The 16,972-nt window shown below is 50.3% G+C and carries 13 protein-coding genes; 12 read left to right on the top strand and 1 reads right to left on the bottom strand.

Features of this window, described 5'->3' with window-relative positions; translation table 11 throughout:
• The 3 genes from RW092_RS13860 to RW092_RS13850 form a co-directional block, all read left to right on the top strand.
• Positions 1–2,299, top strand: a 2,299-nt coding sequence (locus RW092_RS13860; RefSeq protein ID WP_316010483.1) for a GH92 family glycosyl hydrolase, incomplete at its 5' end; no start/stop codon positions are given.
• A 30-nt stretch (positions 2,300–2,329) separates the two neighbouring features.
• The gene (locus RW092_RS13855; protein WP_028538615.1) at positions 2,330–2,575 is read left to right on the top strand and encodes a hypothetical protein; all 246 of its coding nucleotides are present in this window, start codon (positions 2,330–2,332) and stop codon (positions 2,573–2,575) included.
• A 60-nt stretch (positions 2,576–2,635) separates the two neighbouring features.
• Positions 2,636–3,778 carry an enolase C-terminal domain-like protein gene (locus RW092_RS13850; protein WP_316010482.1) on the top strand — a complete coding sequence of 381 codons (1,143 nt, stop codon included), beginning with the start codon at positions 2,636–2,638 and terminating at the stop codon, positions 3,776–3,778.
• A gap of 56 nt (positions 3,779–3,834) precedes the next feature.
• Here the strand turns inward: RW092_RS13850 and RW092_RS13845 are convergent, their stop codons facing one another.
• Positions 3,835–4,578 (bottom strand): NADPH-dependent oxidoreductase, encoded by a 744-nt coding sequence (locus RW092_RS13845; RefSeq protein ID WP_316010481.1) that lies wholly within the window; start codon positions 4,576–4,578, stop codon positions 3,835–3,837.
• A gap of 128 nt (positions 4,579–4,706) precedes the next feature.
• Between RW092_RS13845 and RW092_RS13840 the strand changes: the two genes are divergently transcribed.
• From RW092_RS13840 to RW092_RS13800, 9 genes are all read left to right on the top strand, one after another.
• Positions 4,707–5,219: a MarR family transcriptional regulator gene (locus tag RW092_RS13840; protein WP_051416889.1), complete on the top strand. Its 513-nt coding sequence runs from the start codon at positions 4,707–4,709 to the stop codon at positions 5,217–5,219.
• A 128-nt stretch (positions 5,220–5,347) separates the two neighbouring features.
• On the top strand, positions 5,348–6,145 hold the full coding sequence (locus RW092_RS13835) for a sensor domain-containing protein (RefSeq protein WP_316010480.1): 798 nt from the start codon (positions 5,348–5,350) through the stop codon (positions 6,143–6,145).
• A 228-nt stretch (positions 6,146–6,373) separates the two neighbouring features.
• The gene (locus tag RW092_RS13830) at positions 6,374–7,588 is read left to right on the top strand and encodes a sensor histidine kinase (RefSeq protein WP_316010479.1); all 1,215 of its coding nucleotides are present in this window, start codon (positions 6,374–6,376) and stop codon (positions 7,586–7,588) included.
• Positions 7,589–7,592: 4 nt separating this feature from the next.
• Positions 7,593–8,228, top strand: a complete 636-nt coding sequence (locus tag RW092_RS13825; protein ID WP_316010478.1) for a response regulator — start codon at positions 7,593–7,595, stop codon at positions 8,226–8,228.
• A gap of 145 nt (positions 8,229–8,373) precedes the next feature.
• Complete coding sequence (locus tag RW092_RS13820; RefSeq protein ID WP_316010477.1) at positions 8,374–9,834, top strand: serine hydrolase; 1,461 nt, start codon at positions 8,374–8,376, stop codon at positions 9,832–9,834.
• Between the two features lie 328 nt (positions 9,835–10,162).
• Complete coding sequence (locus tag RW092_RS13815; RefSeq protein ID WP_316010476.1) at positions 10,163–11,971, top strand: sugar-binding protein; 1,809 nt, start codon at positions 10,163–10,165, stop codon at positions 11,969–11,971.
• Between the two features lie 159 nt (positions 11,972–12,130).
• Positions 12,131–13,954, top strand: coding sequence for a cache domain-containing sensor histidine kinase (locus RW092_RS13810; RefSeq protein WP_316010475.1), 1,824 nt, complete (start codon positions 12,131–12,133; stop codon positions 13,952–13,954).
• A complete protein-coding gene (locus tag RW092_RS13805; protein ID WP_316010474.1) occupies positions 13,942–15,528 on the top strand; it encodes a response regulator in 1,587 nt (528 codons plus the stop codon). Before RW092_RS13810 ends, RW092_RS13805 begins: the two co-directional genes overlap by 13 nt.
• A 107-nt stretch (positions 15,529–15,635) precedes the next feature.
• The gene (locus tag RW092_RS13800; RefSeq protein ID WP_009224914.1) at positions 15,636–16,955 is read left to right on the top strand and encodes an extracellular solute-binding protein; all 1,320 of its coding nucleotides are present in this window, start codon (positions 15,636–15,638) and stop codon (positions 16,953–16,955) included.
• Positions 16,956–16,972: the final 17 nt, after the last annotated feature.

The raw sequence follows: 16,972 nt of genomic DNA, 5'->3' as shown, positions 1-16,972 counted from the left end.
AAATAGAACTATCATTATGGGAGGGATCAGTTTGAAGAACACAACCGCCTGTACGGATCGGGACTGGGCATCCTACGTCAATACGAATATCGGTACGTTGTCTTACAAAACATGGTCCACGTCTCCAACCGTGCAGCTTCCTCATGGGATGATGGAGGTCGATCCGGTTACCACGCCGGGCATCGGGGACAAGTATTTGGCGGACAAAATCTATGGATTTTCCTTCGGACCGGCAACGGTAACAGCCTCCAGCAGACCTTTGTCCGATCGGCGGGAGGAGCATGCCTCGACCTTCGATCATGATTTGGAGGAGACCCGGCCCTTTAAGTATCGCGTCTTCCTGGAGGATCATGAGATCGATGCCGAGATGACTACCGCTCAGCACAGTGCTTATTTTCGCTTACATTCTGCTGGGACGGTCCATGTCATTGTCGACGGCGGTGAGACAACGCAGGTTCACAAGCACGATGGACGCGTCGTCGAAGGAGAGCGCACGAATCAAGGATATGTTTGCTATTTTAGCTTAGAAATGAAAGAGGCCGCGTCGTCGTTTGGCGTGATCGAAAACAGCTCCAAACTCTATTTCACTTACGAGCCGCAGCAGGGAGAAGGAACGATAGAGTTCAAGGTAGGGATCTCTTACATCAGCTTGGAGCAAGCCCGGAAGAACCGACAGCAGGAGCTGCCGGATTGGGACTTCGAAGCTGCCGTTTTCCGTGCCCGGGACGCTTGGAACCGCGCGCTTTCCGCAATTGAGGTGGAAGGCGGGACGGAGGAAGAGCGGACGATTTTCTATACAGCGATGTACCGTACCCTGCAACGGATGCGGAACATTACGGAAGACGGTCAATATTACAGCGGGTTTGATGGCAAGGTCCACTCTACAGAAGGACGGGATTTCTACACGCACGACCAGCTGTGGGATACGTACCGCTGCGCCCGACCGCTGCAAAGCATTATCGAGCCCCGCGTATTCGAAGATATGGTGTATTCGTTGGTCCGCATGTACGAACAAGGCGGGTTGCTGCCGAAATTCCCTCATCCGGGCGGAGATCATGCGGTGATGATCGGTCATCATGCCGCTTCGCTGATTGCGGATGCCTGTGCGAAAGGTCTGGATGATATCCAGCTGGAGAAGGCTTTTGAAGGAATGCTGAAGGATGCCACGGAAATGTCCCTGATCCCTTGGCGAACGGTGCCGGCAACGGAGTTGGATCAAGTGTACTACGAAAAGGGCTGGTTCCCTGCACTTCCGGTGAGGGAGGATGCGAAGGTCGCTGATCCGGACGCGTGGAGAAAAAATCTCTGGAATCTCGTCATGGAGAAGATGCCGAATCAAATCACCTGGGTGCCTGAGGTGGGCGTGGATGAATGGGTGACCGAGGTCGACTCTTGGCATCGCCGGCAATCGGTGTCCGTGACGCTGGAGCGAGCTTATGACGATTGGTGCGTCGCTCAAGTGGCCCGCAAGCTGGGGCGTGACAAGGAAGCCGAGTTGTTCCTTCAACGCGCAGGCAACTACCGCCATCTGTTCCGCCCAGACCTTGGCCTGATGGCGCCGAAGACAGCGGAAGGGGAATGGGTCGAACCGTTTGATCCGAAGCTCTCCGGCGGGTTTGCCGGGGAGGGGTATTTTGCCGAAGTGAACAGTTGGATCTATACGTTCCATGTACAGCATGATGTAGAGGGGTTAATTCGGCTGATGGGCGGCAGAGAGGCCTTCGTGCAGAAGCTCGACGCGTTGTTTACGGAGCAATATACGATGGAGAAGCCGTGGTTCCTCGGACAGTTCCCGGATATGTCGGGGCTGATCGGGATGTATGCCCATGGCAATGAGCCCAGCTTTCATATCCCGTACCTGTACAATTATGCGGGAGCTCCTTGGAAAACCCAGCGGCGCGTCCGCGACATCCAATACCTGATGTATCACGACGGGCCGGCGGGCTTGTGCGGAGACGATGACATCGGTTCGCTGTCGTCCTGGTATGTTTTTAGTGCGATGGGCTTCTATCCGGTATGCCCGGGGCGGCCTGTCTATGATATCGGCAGCCCGATCTTCGAGAAGACGACACTGCATGTTGGCGAAGGCCGGACGTTTGTCATTGAAGCGCGTAATGTTTCCAAGGGGAACAAGTACATCCAATCCGCTCTCTTGAACGGGCAGCCGTATTCGCGGCCTTGGATCAGTCATCAGGACCTGATGAACGGCGGGCGACTTGTGCTGGAGATGGGCCCGCGGCCGAACAAGGCTTGGGGAAGCGCCCCGGAGGATGCGCCGCCTTCGACGACGTCGCTTTAGGAGTCCTGTCCTGTGAAGGAGGAATGCGGCATGACCGTAGGTAAGCCGATTTACCATTTTACTCCGCCGGCCAATTGGATGAACGATCCGAATGGACTGATCTATTACGAAGGGGTCATACGGGAGAGGAAGCCTGTGGGAGTGTCCCAACGCAACGCCTTCCGACTGCATGACAAAGCGGTGCTGATGTACTCGCCCAGCGACAAGGTGAAGTATCTGGCAGGGTCCATGGGGGATGCCCTGCAATTTGTGAAGTTAGTTCAACCAAAGAATTGAGAACGGTTTCAGGGTAGATTGGAGTTTGATTCTACAAAGAGGAGAAAGGGGTTGAATAGGATGAACCTATTAACCTATCTAGATGAAAGTTGGCGTATCCAACGCATCGAGCACGTGCAGATGAAGGGGGAACGCCGCCGGTTGGCGGGCTGCAATGCACGGCTGGGAGTACACGGCAAGGAAGTCCGTTTTCCCTTAGTACGCATCACGATTGGGGGCATGACCGGCTTCGGTTGGTCAAGAATTACCCGTGAACAGGCAGCCGCTCTGATAGGGACTCCGGTTCGGGAGATCTTCTGCGAGGAGCAGTGGATTCACGACCGCTTCCTCAACCTGCAATTCCCGCTCTTTGATTGGTTGGGCAAGGTCCGCAATCAACCTGTTTATGAACTATTAACAGGGGGTATGGCGATTTCTCCGCTGAAGGTGCCCTGCTATGATACTTCCCTTTATTTTGACGATTTGCATTTAAGCTCCGAGCGCGATGCGGTACGTCTGCTGCAGGAGGAAGCGATGCAAGGCTACAATGAAGGCTTCCGCGCTTTCAAAATCAAGGTGGGACGCGGAGCCATGCATATGGATTTAGAAGAAGGAACCAAACGCGACATCGCCATCGTCAACGGGATTCGGGAGGCGGTCGGTCCCGAATGCAAGCTGATGATTGACGCCAACAATGGTTACAACTTGAACCTGACCAAGCGTGTGCTGACAGAGACGGCCTCCTCCCAGTTGTCCTGGATCGAAGAGGCGTTTCATGAGGACGATAGTCTGTATCGCAACCTGAAGGACTGGATGCGCGAACAGCAGCTGAATGTGCTCATTACGGATGGCGAAGGTCACGCGGCACAGCCCATCGTAGACTGGGCCGAGCAAGGGTTGATCGACGCGATTCAGTATGACTTATTGGATTACGGCATTGTGAAGTGGATCAAGCTCGGGGAGCGTCTGGCCCGAAGCGGGGTTCACGCGGCACCGCACCATTACGGCGTATTCTACGGTAATTTTGCTTCCGCGCAGGCTTACCCAGCGATCCCGGGATTCATGTCCGTCGAGTGGGATGAGGCACAAATCCCGGGCATCGACACATCGGGTTACGTGATTCGCGACGGTGTTGTCACTCTTCCCTCGGCACCAGGGTTTGGTTTACACCTTGACGAGGCCTATTATGAAGGGAAAGTACGGGAAAGCGGCTGGACAGTATAAGCTCAACGGATGACAAACCATCGGTCAGGGATTTCTGGCCGATGGTTATTTTATGGCTATCTCAAATCAAACCCTTTGCTCTTCACGTACTCCGTGTACCCGCCGAGCGGCAGTTCCTGTTTCAGGATGGACACCAATTTGCCGGACCAGCTGGCTTTTTGCTTGTTGCTCGTGCGTGCACCGTAATATTCCCCGATCTCCCGGTCATAGCTCTCGATTTGTTCTTTGAGGTCCGGGTTGTACTGGTTCTCGAAAAATACCGCACTACGCGGCAGACGCGGCTTCTGCTCGGGGGACTCGTCGGGAACGCCCACTGCCAAGCCAACCAAAGGCAGGACGAACTCCGGCAGACCTAGCCATTCGTCAAGGTCAGGCAGCGCCTCGTTGATTCCGCCGATCATGACGGCTCCAAGTCCCATGGATTCGGCCGCCACATTGGCATTTTGTACAGCCAGCGCAGCACAGAACACCGCGGTTTGGTAAAAATACGAGTAGCTCAGGTTACGGCTGATGTTCTCCTGATCGGCGGGGTCGGCGGCTAGCTTGATTCGATAGAGATCGGCGCAAAACACGAAAAAGTAGCCGCATTCCTCAATCCAAGGATTGTTGGAACGCTTCGCGATCTTGCTTCGTCGTTCAGGGTCGGTGATACCGACGATGGAGTAGGGCTGCATATGTGCAGAGGATGGAGCCATTTGTGCGGCATCCACGATCGCTCCGATTTGTTCTTTGGTGAGCGGGATATTCTGAAACTTGCGGATCGAGCGGTGTTGGCCGATGACTTGCAGAACTTCGTTCATATGATTTCCTCCCATTCATCATTTCTAATGGTTTCCATGGAAACCATATTAACAGGATAGGTTGATTTCGTCAAATAGTTTCTTCGGAAACCATGTTATAATAAAAAGAAAAAAGGCAGGCTTATCATATGCCCGATCTAAATGACGATTTGCTTCACCTTAAACATCGAATTGAACAGTCCATGTACCGGATTCTGATTCGTGAAGCCGATGAAGATCAGGATCGGCTGTGGATGATGGAGCGTATTTCCGACGATAGGCTCAAGAAGCTGCTTCCTCACCTCTCGATCTCCAGCTTGCACGTGTTGGATGTGATCTTTACGCATGGCAGCATCAAAGGGGTGGATATCGCCCGCGAGATGGGAATGACGAAGGGCGCGGTCTCGAAAATTACGCGTAAGCTGCTGGATCAAGGATTGATTCAGAAAACGCAGCTTCCGGATAATCTGAAAGAAATCTACTTTTCCGTCACGCCGCTTGGCACCGAACTTGCCGAAATGCATCAGGTATTTCACCAAGCGCAAGAGCATCGAGGGCTGGAGCTGTTTAAGAGTTACGATATGGTGTCCTTAGAGATTGTTGCCGATTTCCTGGAGAAGCTGGCCGGCTTGGTGTCGGAGCCGCCGCACCCGGAGGAATGACGGGGCTTGTCCTAGCCTAAAGTCTAGTTTCAAACACCACCTAAGACGGTTATGTCACGCCAGCAGGGTCGTTATAATGAGCTTATACATTTGGTACGTGACTGAAGGAGTCAAAGGAGTGTTTAAACGTGAAGGCAGTTGAAGCGACAAATGTGGCGAAAGCGGGGAAGGTGAATTGGGCGCTGTTTAATCCCAAAACCTATGCGACGATGCTCTATTTGCTGTTAGCTCTCCCGTTAGGGATTATTTATTTCACGCTGGCGATCACCGGGCTTGCCATTTCCATTGCGTTGACTCCGGTATTTATCGGAATCCCGATGTTTTTTGGAATGGCGAAGTTGATAAACGGCATTGTGAGCTTTGAGCAAGGTCTGATTCGGCATATATTGGGGTTGCCGGTTCCGCCTGCAGCAGCTCCAAAGCAACCCTCGGCAGAAGCCGGCACGAATTGGTTCATGCGTATGGTCAAAGGGTTTGACGGGGAACTGTTCTTCCGCAACTTGATGTTGGTCGTGCTTCGTTTGGTCACCGGCATCGTATTCTTTGCGGTCATGATCGTTGCGCTTGCCCTGGGCATTGGCTTTATTGCGCTCCCTGTGGTGCACATCGTTCTGATGAATGAATATCAGCTGGATATTTTGGAAAATAACCTGTTTACCTACTTCCATCTCAACTGGACCTATAATCAACAATACCTGCTATACGTGGGCGTAGGGCTCTTCTTGTTCTGGGTAGCGCTTCGCGTCGTGAATGGGCTGATGCAGGTTCAGCGCAGAATCATGTATGTAGACGAAGCTTATTTGCAGCCGGCACCTGAGCCGTCGGCTCCAGCTCCAGCTTCACACCCATACCATACACCGGTGATTCCGCAATTTGAGGATGATCTTCCCGAGCATCCTGCGACTGAGAAAGTGTGGCTTGCTTAAGAAGTAAGGGTGATATTAAGTCCAATTTAACGGCAGTACGATCAAGGAAGGGTCGGTTTATCCGGCTCTTCCTTTTATTTTTTCCACAAGAATTTACAGGGCTAAGGGTTTCTGCTTGAGATTCCAATTTGTAATGATGCTATTTATAAGCGACTGCTATATATTGATCTTAAGATCTAGCAAATTTGAAGCAACGGGATAGACTGGCATACAAAGGGTGGCTGAAGATTGAGACAGACTGCATGGAAGAAGATCGTGAAGGGGAAGTGGCATTGGTTTGATCTTGTGTTTCTCGCCGTACGCACCTCCTGGTTAATCCTGGCGTTAAGAGATTTACGCGTCAACCCTGAGCAAATCATCGAGGCCTCCAATCCCTTGTTGACGACAGGTGCGCTTGCGCTGGTGGCTTTATGGTTAACGGCAAGTTATCTGATTCCGCTCGTGTTTTATTTTTCCAAGAAACTAAAACCTTACAGCCCGTTGATTGAACTGGTCCTGATGGGACCGCTGGTTCTGTACTTCGCTGGAGAACCCGGGGTATTCGATTTGTATAATTTGCCTGTGTTTACCGTGGGGTACTTTAGTTTTCGCAAAAAATATGCGTGGTACTACCTGCCAACCGTGATCGTGATTCCTTTACTGGCAGGCTGGATCTATGACTATCCGCTCAAGATGATTGCCAACGAAATGCTGGATAATACCGTGATGTTCATCATCGGTATTTGCTTGCGCGCGATGATCACGGGTCATACCCGGATGAAGGAAATGGTTCAGATCATTCAGGATCAGAACCAGACCTTAGAGCTGTACTCGAAGCAAATCAAACAGCTTACGATTGTCGAGGAAAGGAACCGGATCGCCAGCGAGCTGCATGACACGGTGGGGCATACGTTTACGTCGACCATCCTAGGGATGGAAGCGGTCTATTACCAAATGGACCACGCTCCGGATGTAGCCAAGGCGCAGTTGAAGGAGTTGGTGGAGTTCGCACGTACGGGCTACGAGGATGTCCGGCGGAACATTCACCAAATGGCGGTGTATGAGAACGAGAAATCACTGGTCAAGAGCTTGGCGGAGATTGCCGCGGAATTTGGCGAGCACACCCGAACACATGTGGTAGTGGAAGTGACCGGGGAAGAGCAAGAGCCGTACACCACCCCCGAGTCGATTCGGATCGCATTGATTCGTTGTCTGCAAGAGGCTCTCACCAATGCCAAGCGCCATGGGCGGGCCACCGAAATCACCGTCAGCTTGACCTTTACGCCGCAATCGATATCCATGAAAGTCGCAGATAACGGCACGGGGCAGGAGAAGATCTCGGCCGGCTTCGGATTAAATGCCATGAACCAGCGGATTACCGGCCTAAATGGCACCATGGAGATCAGCTCGAAAGCTAACCTCGGAACAAGTCTCACGTGTACCATTCCACTGAAAGCAGGTTGAAAATATGAAGTCTATTCAGGTCGTCCTTGTCGAAGATCAACTCCTGATCTTAAACAGCCTGAAGATCATCCTCAACGCGACCGAGGATATCGAAGTCGTAGGAACGGCGATGAACGGGGAAGAGGCGTTGTCCGTATTGGAGCAAGTGCAGCCGGATGTCGTATTGATGGATGTCCATATGCCGATCATGGACGGGTTAGAAGCGACGAGGCTCGCCAAAGCCAAGTGGCCCTCCTTGAAAATCATCATGCTGACGACGCTGCAAACCAGAGATTCCGTCGTAGGCGCTCTAGAAGCCGGGGCAGAAGGGTACATCTTAAAAGCGATTGATCCGCTTGATCTCGCGGCAGCCATTCGGCTCGTGAGTCGGGGGGAGACGATGATTTCCCAGGAGGTCGCCAAGCTGCTGTTCACCGGCCCGAAGGGCGGGCATCTGCAGCCGGCGAATGAGCGGGAGGCGCTGACCGAACGAGAGATGGAAATCCTGAAATGCCTCTCCAATGGGTTAACGAACAGTATGATCGCCGAGAAGCTATTTTTATCCGAAGGAACGGTAAGAAACTATATCTCCAGCATTTACAGCAAATTAAATGTACATAGCCGGATTGAGGCAATCAACAAAACGAAAGGCTTATTTTAAGAGCTCTGGAATTGGTCCAGAGCTTTTTTTAGATATGACATATCATGTGACACGATTATGACAACCTGCACTATGCGCCAGTGACATCTTTTCCGTACGCTTAGGATGTGATCAATAGGTTTAGGAAGGGAAGTAGAACAATTTGATGCGAAAACTGCTTTTGCTTGTCATCATTTTCTTCGTGAGTGGTCTTCCTTCGGTCAGCTTGGCGCAAGAGAAGGGGATTAGCCAAACAACATTAAATATCATCCATGAGTATGTCACAGAGCAGTTTAACAATAACCGTGTGATCGGCGGGGCGTACGCCATTACTCAAGAAGGAAAGGTCATTGCGGCTAAGGGCATCGGGATTGCGTATGTAGAGACCAAGGAGCCGGTTACGCCGGAAACCGTCTATGCGACAGCTTCAGTCACGAAGGCATTCACAGCTGCGGCGATTTTGCAATTAGCAGAGCAAGGTCAAATCGACCTGGACGCGCCCGTGAACACCTACATTCCTTGGTTTACCTATAAAGATCGGGATCGCTCCGCTAAAGTGACGATTCGCCATTTGCTTACCCATTCGGCCGGAATTCAACGGTTGGAAGCGGACGGGTCTATCTTTCAAAATGAACGGGAAAATCGGAACTCCTTGGAGAAGAGCGTCCGGGCTTTGAGCACCGTCTCCATGACCGCAGATCCCGGTACCGAGGCTTCTTACTGCAATACTTGTTACAATACGCTGGGATTGGTGATTGAGAAGGTCACCCAGACCGACTATGAACAATATATGAAGGAGCATATCTTCGCACCATTAGGGATGGACCACACCGCATTTGATCCGACCAAAATGGACCATGTCGCAAGTGAGTATATGTGGTTGTTTGGACTGAAGCATAAATCTGCTCCGAACGTGGAGGTCTTTGGCCATAGTCAGAACCCGGAAGGCGGGATCTATTCGAATGTGCTCGATCTGTCCAAGTTTCTAGCCGCGATGCTGGGAGAGGGTCCGGAGTTGCTTCGTCCGGAGACCTTGCAGACCTCGCAGCAGGGAGAGATTTCTACGGGGAGCGACGGGTCTTTCTACTCCATTAGCGGCTTTGAAGAGGGAAGCCGGCATCAGACCCGGATTCTATACAAAGCGGGCGACGGTATTGGCTCGACGGCAATGGTTGTGATGATTCCCGAGATGAAGGTAGGCATATCCCTGCTCATTGGCGATTCTATTCCGGAAATAGGTCAGCCCCTGGCCTTTGGGATTGCTGATATCCTGTTAGGGAAGAAGCCCTCCGATGTTCATGTGGGGATCACCTTCTGGAGGCTGCTGGGTTCGATCTCCTTAGGGCTGGTTATTATCGGAATCGTCCTGCTGGTCTTGCTCGTGAGATCGATTTTCTTGTTACAGCATCCACAGAAGCCGTTTCGAAGAGGATGGACGATTTGCCGGACCGTGCTATGTATCATCATACTCCTGCCCATCATGTACTTGCTGATCACCGTGCATCCGACGCAAATCGGTTTTTACGGGTATCCGCACGATCTAGCCGTCGGCTTATTCGCCATCATGATATCTTTGGCCCTCTGGGTGGTGTATAGCCTCATCGCATTGATCGCGATCAGGAAATAAGGAGAAATCAGACAGGGCTCCAGGCTTCGCCGGGAGCCCTTTTTTGTTGTTCACTATGTCATTTGCCTCTAGGAATGTTTGAAAATTGAAAGGGATGGTTCAAATTTTGAATGTAGTCGCTGTGTAATTTTTTCTAAAATATGGGTGCAACAAACTAAATGAACTTAAAGGAGGGAATTTATGAAAGCGCTTCTATTAGCATCTGATAGAAGTGTTACTTCAGTTATCGTTGGAATCGGTTAGCAGATAGTAAGTTCACAGCCTGGGATGGATGGGAGACTCGCGAGCAAAACCAAGAGAACATGACGATCGTAGGAGGGATTCTTTCATGAAGAGAAGAATAAGGCTATTCCTGCAATCCATGATGATGTTGTTGATCAGTGTATCCCTAATGCTAACGAATGCTTCCTATTCGGGAGCAGAGGCTGCTGCAGCTGCGGGTCCAGGTCATCCTGATCCGGGAGCCAAGAACGGATTCGATCCTCAAGGCAGAATGGTCGCGAAATTCGGGTCGCCTGTGATCGATGGTAACGTGGATAAGGTATGGAGCAAGGCGCAGCCGGTGTCACCCCAACATGTGTCGGGCGAGGTGGAGGCCTCTGCTGTTTTAAGAGCGCTATGGGATGACCAGGCTCTCTATGTTCTGGCTGAAGTCAAGGACCCGCACCTATCCGTTGCCTCCGTAAACCCGTACATGCAAGATTCCTTGGAGTTGTTTCTTGATGAGAACCATGACAAGACCTCGGAATATGGTGTAGACGATGTGCATTTTCGCGTCAATTATGAGAATAACCAGTCGGTAGACAACGGGGATGTGCAGCGGTTTTATACGGCTGCGAAACGAGTGGACGGCGGATATGTAATCGAAGCCCGAATTGCTCTGAAATCCAAACCCGAAAACAACAAGGTTGTAGGCTTCGAGCTGCAAATCAACGATGCCAAAGGATCAACGAGAGCGGGTACGCTTAACGTCTTTGATGCCACAGGCAATGCCTGGAATGACACGGGAAAGTTCGGGGAACTGGTTCTAAACGGCAAGGGGAAGGGCGACATTAGCGGAGTGAATCCTTATGATCTTCTGAACTTGTTCCGAAGCACACTCAAGCTTGACTTCAAGCTATATAAAAACCCCGATGTCGTTACGGAAGCTCTCACGAAGGTTGTCGCGGCTAACGTGTTAAACGATAAAAAAGTCACCCAACAACAGATAGACGAACAGATTGCCATGATCCAAGCTGCGGTGGACCAATTGGAAATGACGGAAGAAGCGGCCAATGAGAAATATTTCAAGCCGGTTCCGGATGCCTATCGGATGGCCAGCGATCAACCAGGCACCATCGAGAGACTCACATACTTGGCACCGAATGTAACGAACGGAATGGACGAGAAGAAGTTGAATGTCTATCTTCCTTATGGCTATGACCCTTCCGATCCCGCGAAGAAATATAATGTTCTATACCTGATGCACGGCGGTGGGGAAAATGAAGACCTGCTCTTTGGCGGACCAGGGCAAAGCAAGGAGCTCGCGAAAATCTTGGACAATATGATCGCAAACGGGGATATCGAGCCGTTGATTGTGGTTACGCCAACCTTCTATGGCGGGAAGAATGATACCGCCCTATTCCACGAGGAATTGACCAATATCATTCTTCCATTGGTAGAGACCAAATATCATACCTATGCCCAATCGGCTAGCCCGGAAGATTTGAAGGCTTCCCGGGAGCATCGGGCGTTCGGCGGCTTCTCTATGGGATCCGTTACAACTTGGTATACTTTTATTCATAAGCTTGACTACTTTAAGTATTACCTGCCGTTAAGCGGTGATAGTTGGGTGTTAGGCCAGGGAGCCGGGGGCAGCAAACCGAAGGAAACTGCGGAATATCTGGCCAAAGTTGTGAAAGATGCGGGCTATCAACCGCAGGATTATTATATTTTCAGTGCCACCGGCAATCTGGATATTGCTTACCCGAATTTAAAACCGCAGATTGATGCGATGAAGCAACTCACGGACACCTTTATCTACTCATCGGATACGACTAAAGGGAACTTCTATTTCATTGTAGGCGACGGCGGTACGCATGCTTGGCATTGGGTGAATCAGTACATTTATGATATTCTGCCAGATCTGTTCCACTAGCCCCCCTACATCCTCATACTTGTTCAATTCCAAGGCCATTTGTCACTGAGGTGACAGATGGCCTTAAGGTAGAATGAAATCGGCTATGTCCCATAGGAGAGACGGTCGTTATATAATGGGGGTTATAGATATTCGCATCAGAAGCAGGAGGCCGATGAAATGAGGGCACAACTCAGGGACAGCTTTAGAATGATGAGTTACGGTAAACCAAGAAAACTAGCATTTAAGATCCCGTCTGCCTATTTCTTGGTCATACTGCTGACCGTAGGCTTCAGCTACTTGGTATTGAATCAAATCGCGGCGAACTCCGCCCAGAAGAAAATTAACGAAGCATCTTTGCAAACGATTACATCGATTCGAACGAACATAGACCTGATGATCGAGAATGTGAACAACTATTCGAAGATGATTTTCTCGGACCGCAATCTGCAGAACTTGCTTCGGCAAGGGGATGTGTATGCTAACCTTCAAACCCAATCGAAGGTCAGCGCTTATTTATACAACTTAATGCAAGCGGTTCCGATTATCGACTCGGTACATATTTACGATAATGGAGGACATCGTTTTTCAGTTGCCACCCAGGAGCTGCCGACGTACATGGAGGTGAACATCAAGGACGCCCCTTGGTACGAACAGGTATTGAGCAATAACGGCAAATATATTCTGAGACTGGATCGTAGAGGCGCGGAGGGGACATCCGGCGGGAATATCGTTTCCTTCATCCGGTTGATTCGGGATCTCGATAACACAGCACCCCTTGGGGTATTGGTCATCGAGATCAAGGATGATGCGTTGGTACAAGCCTATTCGAATCTGCTCAGTGAAACTTCGTTGCAAATTGCCATTCTGGATGAGAATAATCAGACCATTGTTGCTGATTCCACGGATGAGCCCGGAAGATCGGCAATATTTGAGCTGTTGAATACTAACCTAGCATTACTAGAGGATCGATTTCAGCAAAGTGACTCAGGGAATTTAATCGTCCATTTAGGCTCCCTGAAATATACGGTAACTTATTTGTCGGGCGGGGCTTATAACTGGAAGTTCGTGAGCCTCTCGCCGCATAAGAACATGGAGTTCCGAAATCAATCTTTGGTCCTGTTGGCTTTCGGGCTGTTGCTCATTAACGGAACGATTTTCTTCGTTAGCTCCTTTATCATCTCGCGCAGCATTATTAAGCCGATTCAGAAGCTGCTGCGGGCTATGAATCGAGCGCCAAGCGGGAACTTCATGAAGGTCAGCGCTGAGCGGAACAGCTTCGAGATGGAACAGTTGTACGACGGATATAACCAGATGATTGAGCAAATTGATCAACTGTTAAAGCGCGTCATCGAAGAACAGAAGACGATACGCAGAGCAGAACTCAATGCGCTTCAGTCTCAGATCAAACCTCACTTCCTATACAACACGTTGGACTCCATTACTTCGCTGGCACTATCCGGAGACAATGAGCAGGTATGTGGGCTGATCGAGGCGTTGGGAACCTACTATCGCTTAAGTGTTAGCAAAGGTCAGGACGTCATTACCGTTTCGGAAGAAATTGAGATGGTCCGCAATTATTTGAAGATCCAGAGCGTACGGTACGACAATGTCTTCGAGGCCCAGTTCGAGGTAGATAGGGAATGTGCCATGATCCCAATTCCCAAGCTGGTGCTGCAGCCGTTGGTTGAGAACTCGCTGTATCATGGCATAAGACCTAAAGGAACCAAAGGCATCATACGAATCAGCACGAGATCTGTAGATTCTGCTGTGGTCATCACCATATCAGATGACGGCGTGGGGATGTCGAAGGAGGAAATCGAGGAAATCTTACTTACGGAAAGACAAGGTCAGATCAAGAGCTTTGGGCTTTGGGGAACCAAGGAACGATTGCGGATCTTTTATGATGATCGAGATGTTTTACATATTGATAGTGAACCTGGAGTCGGAACGACAATTACTTTAACCTTACCGATTGGAGTAGATTCGCCATGGAAAAATTAAAGGTTTTGATCGTTGATGATGAACATTTGATTCGGAATTTGATTCGTTTACGTATCGATTGGGAACAGGAGGGCTTCGAGATCACGGGGGAAGCCTCCAATGCCCAAGAAGCGCTGGAGCTGGTGGAGGAGCAGAATCCAGATATTATCTTTACCGATATTTATATGCCCAATATGGATGGGATTGAGCTTAGCCGAAGAGTACTCGAGAGGTATCCACACATCAAAATCGTGGTTGTGAGCGGTCATGACGAGTTCGAATACGCACAGCAGGGCATCAAAATTGGGATCTTCGACTTCCTATTGAAGCCCATCCGAGCCTCGGACCTGCTTCATGTTGCGGGGAATCTCAAGCAGAAAATTCATGAAGAGCGAACACGGGCCAAGGAAATCTCAAAGATGAAGGAGGAGATGGAGCGGAACTTGCCCTATCTGCGCGAAAGATTTCTATTTCAGTGGTTGAACGGCACGTTGTCTCGGGAGGAAATAGTAGAGCAGGCCGATTACTTCAAATTACCTGCATTCCGGCAGAGCAGCGGGTTTCAGGTTGCTGTTGTCGAGATCGCTCCGGTCTCCGAGAAACACACTGAGGAGCAGCTGATTATGCTGGGGCTGGTGTGCAAGCATCAGATCGAGCTGTTTTTCCAGAACGATCCGCTGGTTGAGATCTTATCCGAGACCCGTAATCAATTCATCCTCGTCTCATTTTATCCGGGGAGAGAGCTCGCGGAGACTTGTGAATCACTGATGGCTTGTCTCCTCGATTCCACTCAATGCCTGGTCAATATTGGAGTCGGCCGAAAGCGTGAGAATGTGCAAGACGCACGTCTGAGCTATCAAGAGGCCTGCCGAGCCATCCGCTACAAAGCCTTCGTCGGGAATAATCAAGTCGTATGTTATGAAGAAATGATCGGGAACCGGGAAGAGACGTACCAATCCGATCCAGAGCTTCTGCGACAGCTGCAGTTTTATGTTAGCGTCGGATCGTCCGAACGTGCAGTGCAGCTGCTAAGCCAGATTTTTGATCTGTCATTCTCAAGTGAATCGGATTTCCGTATGGCCGCGTTGGATGTGATCCATGAATGCCAGCGTGCGATCACAGAGCAAGAGATTGAGGAAGAACAGGGGCTACTTAAAGAAACGATGCTCGCTGTCATGACAGCCGACAATTTGCCGGAACTAGTCCAAACCTTGGAGCGCTACGTCGTTGTGGTTTCGGAGGCAATTTTGTCGAAGAGGCAAGACAAGGAAGGGAACCTGATCAGTCAGGTGAAAGCCTACCTGGAAGAAAATCTGGGAGATCCGGAGGTGGGGTTGGCTAGTACCGCGGCAGCCTTCTTTGTGAGTCCGGGTCATTTGGGACGGTTGATGAAGAAGGAGACGGGGCAGACCTTCGTCGAGTACTTGACGAACCTGCGTATGAAGAAAGCGGAGACGCTTCTCAAAACAACCGATTTAAAAGGTTACGAGATTGGGGCACAGGTGGGGATTACGGACCCGCATTATTTTAGCATCTTATTTAAGAAGGCCATGGGCAGATCAATGAACGAGTATCGGGTTGGAAAATGCCAATAAGGATGATCGAATTTTATAAGGGGATGTGCGTTTTGTGAATGGAGGATTCCCGCCGACTTCCCTAAAATGGCTTTAGATGCATCGAATTCTATTGGGAGGTCAAAGAGATGAAAGCGTTATTAAAAAGATCCATGAGTATCGTTTTAGCAGTAGGTCTCGCAGGAAGCTTAGCAGCGTGCTCATCCAATTCCTCCGGAGAGAAATCTTCGGGCGGAAGTGGAAGCGATTCCATTAAGTTGACGCTTTGGGATCAATCCGTAGGGAATACGGATCCATCGGCAAAATTGCTGCCGGAAATTGTTGAGAAGTGGAACAAAGAGCATCCCAACATCCAGGTTGAACGAACAGGTACGACAGGCGAGCAGTATAAGACGAAAATCAAAACATCGCTGGCGGCCAACGAAGCACCTGACCTCTTTTACGGTATGGGCGGCGGAAGCTTCATGCAGCCTTACATTGAATCCGGCAACGTGCTGGAAATCTCCAGCTATTTGACAGATGAAATCAAGTCCAAGATGGGGCCGGGGATGGCCGAAGCGATTGAAACCGACGGCAAAATTTATACTCTCCCCGTTTACACCCATATTGCCAATCTCTATGTGAATACCGAGCTGTTCGATAAAGCGGGAGCCAAAATTCCAACCACTTATACCGAACTGCTTGATGCGGTAGAGAAATTGAAGGCAGCAGGAATTACACCGGCGTTGATCGGCGAGAAAGACCGCTGGCCGGGCATGTATTGGTATGACATTATCGCGATGCGTCAGGCAGGATATGATGCGGTGATCGAAGCCTTCAAAGATCCATCCAAATGGGATTCGCCGGATTTCGTCGCTGCAGCTGCCAAAATGCAGGAACTCGCGAAGGTTGGGGCATTCAACAGCAGCATGTTGAGCATGAGCTATGACGAGATGCTGGGGGCATTTAATGCGGGCAGCGGTGCGATGATGTTCCAAGCGAACTGGGTAAATGCAGGCATTGAGGATCCGTCCTCGGCGACAAAAGGCAAGGTTCAAGTCGTTCCATTCCCTGTATTTGAAGATGGTAAAGGTAAGGTGACGGAAATTTTTGGCGGAGCGGTGGATGGTTTCTACATCAGCAGCAACACGAAGCATCCTAAAGAAGCCGTTGATTTCTTGATGTATTTGAGTGAACAGCTCGGAACGCAAGGCTATCTGGCAGGAGCGGGTCTCCCAAGCTGGAAAATCGATGGACTAGACACATCGAGCCTCTCTTCGCTGGATCGTTCGGCTGCCGAGATTATGTCGACAGCGACTTCGTTTATTACCTGGTGGGATAATATTCTCCCTGCCGAATCTGCGGAAACGCATAAGAACTTGATTGCATCGCTTCTTGCTGGTGACATTACGCCGGAAGAGTTCTGTAAACAGATGGCGCAGCTCCAACCGACGGAACTCAAACTTTGATTCTAGTATAATCTCAA

Source organism: Paenibacillus sp. 3LSP (assembly GCF_032465655.1).
Taxonomy (GTDB): Bacteria; Bacillota; Bacilli; order Paenibacillales; family Paenibacillaceae; genus Fontibacillus; species Fontibacillus barengoltzii.
This window is presented reverse-complemented; position numbering and strand designations above follow the sequence as displayed.

Bases quoted from the DNA above. Each gene is read 5' to 3' on its own strand.
- RW092_RS13855 (WP_028538615.1), top strand. From the start codon at position 2,330: ATGACCGTAGGTAAGCCGATTTACCATTTTACTCCGCCGGCCAATTGG.
- RW092_RS13850 (WP_316010482.1), top strand. From the start codon at position 2,636: ATGAACCTATTAACCTATCTAGATGAAAGTTGGCGTATCCAACGCATC.
- RW092_RS13845 (WP_316010481.1), bottom strand. From the start codon at position 4,578: ATGAACGAAGTTCTGCAAGTCATCGGCCAACACCGCTCGATCCGCAAG.
- RW092_RS13840 (WP_051416889.1), top strand. From the start codon at position 4,707: ATGCCCGATCTAAATGACGATTTGCTTCACCTTAAACATCGAATTGAA.
- RW092_RS13825 (WP_316010478.1), top strand. From the start codon at position 7,593: ATGAAGTCTATTCAGGTCGTCCTTGTCGAAGATCAACTCCTGATCTTA.
- RW092_RS13820 (WP_316010477.1), top strand. From the start codon at position 8,374: ATGCGAAAACTGCTTTTGCTTGTCATCATTTTCTTCGTGAGTGGTCTT.
- RW092_RS13815 (WP_316010476.1), top strand. From the start codon at position 10,163: ATGAAGAGAAGAATAAGGCTATTCCTGCAATCCATGATGATGTTGTTG.
- RW092_RS13810 (WP_316010475.1), top strand. From the start codon at position 12,131: ATGAGGGCACAACTCAGGGACAGCTTTAGAATGATGAGTTACGGTAAA.
- RW092_RS13805 (WP_316010474.1), top strand. From the start codon at position 13,942: ATGGAAAAATTAAAGGTTTTGATCGTTGATGATGAACATTTGATTCGG.
- RW092_RS13800 (WP_009224914.1), top strand. From the start codon at position 15,636: ATGAAAGCGTTATTAAAAAGATCCATGAGTATCGTTTTAGCAGTAGGT.